A 6,714-nucleotide genomic window follows, 5' to 3' on the forward strand; every position below is an offset into this window, starting at 1 on the left:
CGGCTAGTGTCCGCCTGGATTGCTGGACGGGTGGCCGGATGTTTTGACGCTCTATCCACGAGAGGCTGAACTGATCACCGTGAACGCAAAGCACCCACTCGGGGCCCTCATCGAGCAGGCCAAGAAAGCCAACGGCTGGTCTGACATCGATGTGGCGAACCGAGCCAAGGCACGCGGCCACGTCCTCAGTAAGTCCAACGTCGCACGGATTCGGAATGATGAAGTGACGACGCTCGTCGGAAAGCAGCTCCACGCACTCTCCGCAGGGCTCGGGGTTTCGGTTCAGCAGCTCGCTGCGGCCGGCCTCGAGAGCATGGGAATACCGGGCTACATCGCGTCGGCCACCGATGCCGAGCAAGCGGTGCGGATGGACCCATCACTCCCGGAGCATGTCCGACGAACGTTGATCACGATCATCCGAAACGAGCGCGACCGAAGCCTCGGAGATGACCATGGAGCAGGCACCGAAGAAGAGCAGGAATCGCGGGCGCAAGCGGGCAGCACGGTCGACAGCGGCAAGGCTGGCGCGGATCGCGGCCGGCCAGGAGCCCCCATAAAACGCGGCAAGGCCACACGCTTGAATCGGAAGACCCAAGGCACTGATCTCGATCCTTCGTCTGGACCGGGTGCTGTAAGCGTTGCCGGCAACCAGATGCCGCCACCTGACCAACTGCGACCCGACGAGATCCTCGCCGCGCACACAAGCGACGATCCGAGCGGCGTGTATCCCGACGACACCAGCAGTTAAAGCCAGATCAGCCTTCTTCAGACTTTCACCACGAAAGGCATTGTCCTTGGATAGCTACGGAGTGCGACTCTTCACATTCAATATCAACTTGGCTCGAGCGCGGTCACTACATCCGCTTGTAGCACCGGCCGGCAATGGCACCACCTGGACCTACCGCGATCACGTACTCGCGGCGATGTCATCTCGACTGACTCACTGCGCTTACGGACTCCCACCGCGGCTGGATGGGCAACCTCGCAGTTCATCTCCGGACACTGATCCAGTGCTGGAATTGCGCTCGGTCAAACAACTCGGCGATCACATCTTCGGCGCACTCCGCTACGGACGTCCCGCCGGCCACGATTGGGCAGTTCCAACCGCTAGCCACGCAGGGCAGACGCCCATCAACCTGACTAGTTACGCGCCCACACGGACCTACCGCTTCGCCTTGATGTTCCCATCAGCAGGTCACGAAGGAGTCCTCGCGGTCGAGGCCGTTTCCGGCGCGTGCCCGTCAAAGCATCTTGTGAATTGGGCCCGGTACTGGTCACAGGAAGATGCAACGATGAACGGCACACCAGACGCTTGGTACAAGCTCAACGCCTGGGGGCTTGCCGATCCTCAACAGGTGCAGAGTTTCTTGCAGTCCAGCACGGTCGAAGAGATGGTACTGATCAAGAAGTCGGTTGGGGCATCGAGGATGACCCGCCGCGAGGAGTTCAGAATCACTAGTCGACTCGATCCAGCAAGCAAGAGCCGATCACTCAAGAAGCTTGAGGGAGTTCTTCTCAACCAGAAGAACGATGCGGACCTTGCCGACGAACTTGCCCAGGAACTGGGTACAGGTGTCGCTGCGCTCGGGCTTGACGATGCTTGGCTTGTCATCGACACAGGCAGGGGCAAGAAGCACGTAAGCCCCTCTCGCATGCCCGAGATTTTCACGTACCCAATCAGTAGCAGCAGGCCTTCTGACCAGGAAATTCGCAACGAGATCAGAACCCAGATCACACGGATCGCGTCAGTGGCTCACGCTACGATCGGTTTCACCGGATGGTGAGGAGGGTTGCATGCTGGGACGATTCGATCTGAGCCCGATCTTCCGTGCCCACTGGAAGGTTCTAAGCAAGGACACGAGCGACGGAACAGTACCTGACTGGCCTGCCCGTTTTGGGCTTCTCATACCGAGCATCGTCGCGCCGGGAGTGATGATCGTCTGCGGCTGGAGTCTGGCGCAACCAACTGCACTCTTGACTGCCGTGGCGCTGCTGGCGGGGGCGTTGATCGCAGCGTTTGCCGAACTATCGTCGCTCAGAATCAAACTCGGCGAGCGCTACGACCCCGGCGAGCAGGATGGAGAAAACGACAAGGCTGCCATTGACGAGAGTGTGACTCACGTCTTGTTTGCATCCTTCCTGCTCTTCGTCAACGCCGCAGTCCTGACCATCGGACTTGTTATGGCGCCGGAAGATGCCAAGTCCCTAGCAGGCCCTGCTGCCTGGATCAGTGCTGGCCTCTTCACGTACACGGTCATCCTGGCGTTGATGTTGATTCCACGCCTGCTCTATGCATACACCCAGGCAAACCGAGTCCGCGACGACCTCAACGGCTTCTACATTCGGCGATGACATCACGCTGGGGTCGCACCAGCAGGCTGCCACATCCGAATACCGCGACCAACAGAATGTGACGACATCGCGTAGTAGAAACCCGCCGGTAATGTTCGAATATATGTTCTAATCCGGGCATGCGGCAGTCGATAGCATGCACACCGAAGCGTTGGCATCCCTGGCGACACCTCGGACGCCACCACCCACGCGTGCCCGTAACTTGCGAATACAAGCTCGAAGCAGGACGCAAGGGCCTTCTCACCACCAGTGGCATCTACCTCGACTGTCGCCTCAATCAGGCAGGCCGACGCTGCACCCTCACCCACGAGATAGAGCACCTCGAACGCGGCCCCGCGCCCGACCATCCACATTTCGCCGCACTCGAAGAGCACATCGTCGAGGTACTCGCCGCCCGTAGGCTCATCACACTCCCCCACCTCCTCGACGCCGCCGTCTGGACCCAGCACCCTCACGAACTCGCCGAAGAACTGTGGGTGACAGTCGAAACCCTCACCACCCGGGTCGCGCACCTCACCAGAGAGGAGCGCGCGCACATCAACCGCGAGTTGGCACGCCGCCAACCCTGGAACAACTAGAGGTCACATGGCCACCGTCAGTGCTTACGACACCGCGAAAGGCAAGCGGTACCGCGTCCGCTATCGCACACCCCAAGGCCGCCAAACAGACAAGCGCGGCTTCACCACCAAGAAGGCCGCCGAAGCATTCGCCGCCACAGTCGAAGTCGACAAACTCCGCGGCACCTACATCGCCGCCTCCGCCGGCCGCGTCACCATCGGCGAACTCTACGAACAATGGCGCGACGAACAAGTCCACCTGAAGGACTCGAGCCTCGAACGGTACCGCGCATCATGGTCCGGCCAAGTCGAACCGGAATGGGCCCCGATCGCAGTCGCTGATGTCGAGCAAGGCGACGTCCAGGCATGGATAGCACGTATGTCCCGCAGCGGCCTGTCACCCTCAACGGTCCGCAAGGCACACCACCTCCTGTCGATGATCGTCGACACAGGGGTGCGGGACCGATGCGTGGCAGCGAACCTCACCGCCGGTGTGACATTGCCACGGCTCCTGAAGAAGGAACCGACATTCCTCAGTTCGGATCGGGTGCTCGAGCTCGCCGGTAACTCGGGGCGCGGGGAGCTCGTCACGCTCACCCTCGGGTTCACCGGATTGCGGTGGGGTGAGATGGCTGCCATGCGCGTGAAGCGGTGGGATTCTCAGAGGCGTCGCCTCGCGGTCGCCGAGGCTGTCACCGAGGTGAACGGCCAGTTGAAGTGGGGCACCCCGAAGACGCACGAGGTTCGGTCGGTGCCGGTACCGGGGTTCCTGGCTGCACGACTCGACGAGGCAGTGAAGGGGCGCGCGCCGGACGATCTGTTGTTCCCTGCGCGAGGTGGTGGCGTCATGCGCAACAAGAACGCGCGCCGCGACTGGTTCGACGCGGCGGTGCTCGCAACGTTCCCGCCAACCGAAGAACCGGAGGATGGCAAGAAGCCGGTGCCATCGCTCGAGGTGACCCCACACGATCTGCGGCACTCGGCGGCGTCGATCGCGATCCGCGCCGGCGCCAACGTCAAGGCTGTGCAGCGGATGCTCGGGCACGCATCAGCGTCGATGACGCTCGACATCTACGGGCATCTGTTCGAGGACGATCTCGACGACGTGGCCGCTGCGATCGACGCCGACATCAACCCCACTGGCGCAAATGTCCTGCCGCTTCGGATGGGTCAGGCGTGATCCGAGCGTGGGCAAAATGTGGGCAGAAATGCGGCGAGCCCACATCCCAAGGCTCGGAATGTGGGCTCTACCTGCACTAACTCTGGTGGGGCGGGCGGGGCTCGAACCCGCGACCAATGGATTATGAGTTCGTTCAGACCCCCACGCACACTCTGCGACTTCCTGTCAATTATCCACTCTGACCTGCTGAAACTGCGATCATCACCGACTGTCTCCGATCGTGATTCATGGGCAAGTGTGGGCAATTTGTGGGCAAAGGTGGGCATACCCACCGCACCCCTGATCCCCTTCGACTTCCCCGGAGGAACCCTGTGACCAAACGCGTCCACGACATCGACGCATACGCCACCATCACGATCGCCGCCCTGGCGTTCGGACTGTCCTACACCAAACTCACCGACCTCGCCCTACGCGCCGGCTACGACCCGTACGCCGCACACGCATGGCCACTCATCGTCGACGGCCTGACCATCGTCGCCACCCGCGGCGTCCTCCGCCTCACAGCAAACCGGTCCTACGCGTGGGCACTCCTCGCCGCCGGCACCACCGTCTCCGTCATCGCCGCCGTCGCCAACCACCTCATCCCGCCAGGCCCGCTACCTCCGGTATTCGCGGCTGCAGTGTCGGTGGTGCCACCACTGTGCCTTCTGGTGGCACCCCACCTCGCGGTGCTGCTCGCGCGAGATGCCCGGGAGCAGCTCGAGGACTCCCCCACCATCGACATCGAACCCGAAACAGCCACGGCCACGGCCACGGCCACGGCACATGCCACCCCAGAGGACCGTCGGGCCCATGCGCTCGAGCTCCTCGCCACCGGCATGTCGCTACGTGCAGTCGCCCGCGAGATTGGGGTGAGCGACACCTCGGTGAGGAAGTGGCGCGACGCCGAAGCGGCCGCCGCATGAGAGCCGGCGTGTTCACGGTGTTTGCTGATCTACACCCTTACCCTTGAGCGGGTCGGAACATCGGATTGCATCGATTGCGAGGAACGAGAGTTGAGCATTGCACCCCTCTATCAGCTGTTCCACATTCAGGATGCCAACTGCCCGAAGTGCGGAAAGCATTCCGAGCTGTGCAGGATGGAACCAGACGACGGGTCCGGCCACCTCTTTCGTGTCTGCCATGGATGCGCTGATGGTCTGGTGACGGTTACGCGCGTAACACCAGCAACAGATGACGAGATGATCCGAGCATGATTCGTCTTCGCCCGCTGGTGATCGCACCCGCCCTACTCCTACTGTCCGCGTGCGGCGGCGAATCCGAACCGGCAGACAACAGCACCCAAGTCTGCACCGACTTCTCCACCGCTCAGTCCGATATCTCCGATGGCATTCGCGCCGGGTGGGGAGGAGCGAAGGCCGACTGGTACGCGCAGATGGACAACCTTGTCGGGCAGATCGACGCTGCCGGACTGACCTCGACGAACCCTGACATCAAGGATCGGATAGGCCAGGTCGTTCAATCCTTTCCGGACGATCCGCTGGATCTGGGGTTGAGCAAATCAGCTGCGAGTGACTTCAACTCCACATCGGAGGCTGTCGCCCGGGCATGCTCTGTCGCCGGCACGGACATCGAGATCGGCGAACTTCCGGTCCTTCCTGTGATGCGCCCGTAGTCATCCCCTAAACGCCAGAATGCCCTGCTCCTCCGAAGAGGAGCAGGGCATTCTGCTGCACGGTAGGGTTCGGTGTGGCGGTCGACGGGGCATGAGCCTGGGAAGCACCAGCCCTTGCCCGCCCTCACGTGGATATGCAGAACCAATCCGGCTTGGGATAACGAAGACGGCGCAAGTCCACCCGGCAGAAGTTCACTGGCCTTCACCGGATGTACGCAGCAAGGCCACTTCTTCGCGGGCAGATTTGGGCCTTCTACCCGCTGACGCGACCGGCGTACTCGACGATCGTCCCTTCGAACCGGTAGACAAGGCGGCCGACGATGTCGGTGTCCGGCTGGCGGTCGACAAGTTCGAGGCCGGCATCACTCCACTGTCCACCCCGTTCGGCGAGCACGTCTGCCCACTGCCGTCTCGCACACTGTTCGACCTTCCGGTACGAGTCGTCGCGATGTGCCGAAACCATGACAGTGACGGTCTCGATCTTGTTGAGCACGCGCATAAAGTAACCGCCCCGCTCCTTTCCCTTTCCTGCCGGGGTTGCCGAGGTCCACACCACCGGAACGATCATGCTCACCGACGACGAGGGCAGACAACCGGGACCCTCAGATCCAGCGCAGGCCACATCTCTTCCGGTAACAGGTTTCCTGCCGGAACGGTTCTCTTGTGATTGAATCCATCGGTCGCCCCCATCCCCTGTGAGGCGATTCAGACCCCGTCGGCGCCCCCCGCATCCGCCGACGGGGTCTTTCTTCCCCGAAGATCTACCGCAGATGCGAGCTGCCCTGCCATGATTGGACATGGATCCAGTACCTCCCGGGCAGTGACAGGGGAATGCCCGGAAGTCGCTGGACCCATTCACTTACGTCACCCTTGCCGGCAGAGCCCGCCTCATCGGGAGGAAGCGGAGCACCGAATCGGCTACCCCTTGACGCAACACGTGCAGCCAGTTGCAGCCACCGACGGTCCCGGGCGGTGAGGCCCTGCCAGAATGCGAAAGCGCGCCCCGCCTC

At 62.2% G+C, this 6,714-nt stretch carries 8 protein-coding genes; 7 read left to right on the forward strand and 1 reads right to left on the reverse strand.

Translation table 11 applies throughout. The features are described 5' to 3' along the window. Positions 1–43 precede the first annotated feature (43 nt). The 7 genes from M1M07_RS23900 (at position 44) to M1M07_RS23930 (ending at position 5,704) form a co-directional block, all read left to right on the forward strand. Positions 44–748 (forward strand): hypothetical protein, encoded by a 705-nt coding sequence (locus M1M07_RS23900; protein ID WP_248675766.1) that lies wholly within the window; start codon positions 44–46, stop codon positions 746–748. Positions 749–1,010: 262 nt separating this feature from the next. After that, complete coding sequence (locus tag M1M07_RS23905) at positions 1,011–1,784, forward strand: hypothetical protein (RefSeq protein ID WP_248675767.1); 774 nt, start codon at positions 1,011–1,013, stop codon at positions 1,782–1,784. 10 nt (positions 1,785–1,794) lie between these two features. Further along, positions 1,795–2,352 carry a hypothetical protein gene (locus M1M07_RS23910; protein ID WP_248675768.1) on the forward strand — a complete coding sequence of 186 codons (558 nt, stop codon included), beginning with the start codon at positions 1,795–1,797 and terminating at the stop codon, positions 2,350–2,352. Positions 2,353–2,543: 191 nt separating this feature from the next. After that, the gene (locus M1M07_RS23915; RefSeq protein WP_248675769.1) at positions 2,544–2,930 is read left to right on the forward strand and encodes an ImmA/IrrE family metallo-endopeptidase; all 387 of its coding nucleotides are present in this window, start codon (positions 2,544–2,546) and stop codon (positions 2,928–2,930) included. 7 nt (positions 2,931–2,937) lie between these two features. Beyond that, positions 2,938–4,089, forward strand: coding sequence for a site-specific integrase (locus M1M07_RS23920; protein ID WP_248675770.1), 1,152 nt, complete (start codon positions 2,938–2,940; stop codon positions 4,087–4,089). A gap of 311 nt (positions 4,090–4,400) precedes the next feature. After that, positions 4,401–4,994 carry a DUF2637 domain-containing protein gene (locus tag M1M07_RS23925; RefSeq protein WP_248675771.1) on the forward strand — a complete coding sequence of 198 codons (594 nt, stop codon included), beginning with the start codon at positions 4,401–4,403 and terminating at the stop codon, positions 4,992–4,994. A 287-nt stretch (positions 4,995–5,281) separates the two neighbouring features. Continuing rightward, positions 5,282–5,704, forward strand: a complete 423-nt coding sequence (locus M1M07_RS23930; protein ID WP_248675772.1) for a hypothetical protein — start codon at positions 5,282–5,284, stop codon at positions 5,702–5,704. A gap of 253 nt (positions 5,705–5,957) precedes the next feature. Here the strand turns inward: M1M07_RS23930 and M1M07_RS23935 are convergent, their stop codons facing one another. Continuing rightward, a complete protein-coding gene (locus M1M07_RS23935) occupies positions 5,958–6,272 on the reverse strand; it encodes a hypothetical protein (protein ID WP_248675773.1) in 315 nt (104 codons plus the stop codon). Positions 6,273–6,714: the final 442 nt, after the last annotated feature.

It is taken from the genome of Rhodococcus sp. HM1, assembly GCF_023218075.1.
GTDB lineage: Bacteria > Actinomycetota > Actinomycetes > Mycobacteriales > Mycobacteriaceae > Rhodococcus.

Coding starts and splice junctions, on each gene's coding strand:
- M1M07_RS23910 (WP_248675768.1), top strand. CDS start 1,795: ATGCTGGGACGATTCGATCTGAGCCCGATCTTCCGTGCCCACTGGAAG.
- M1M07_RS23920 (WP_248675770.1), top strand. CDS start 2,938: ATGGCCACCGTCAGTGCTTACGACACCGCGAAAGGCAAGCGGTACCGC.
- M1M07_RS23930 (WP_248675772.1), top strand. CDS start 5,282: ATGATTCGTCTTCGCCCGCTGGTGATCGCACCCGCCCTACTCCTACTG.
- M1M07_RS23935 (WP_248675773.1), bottom strand. CDS start 6,272: ATGATCGTTCCGGTGGTGTGGACCTCGGCAACCCCGGCAGGAAAGGGA.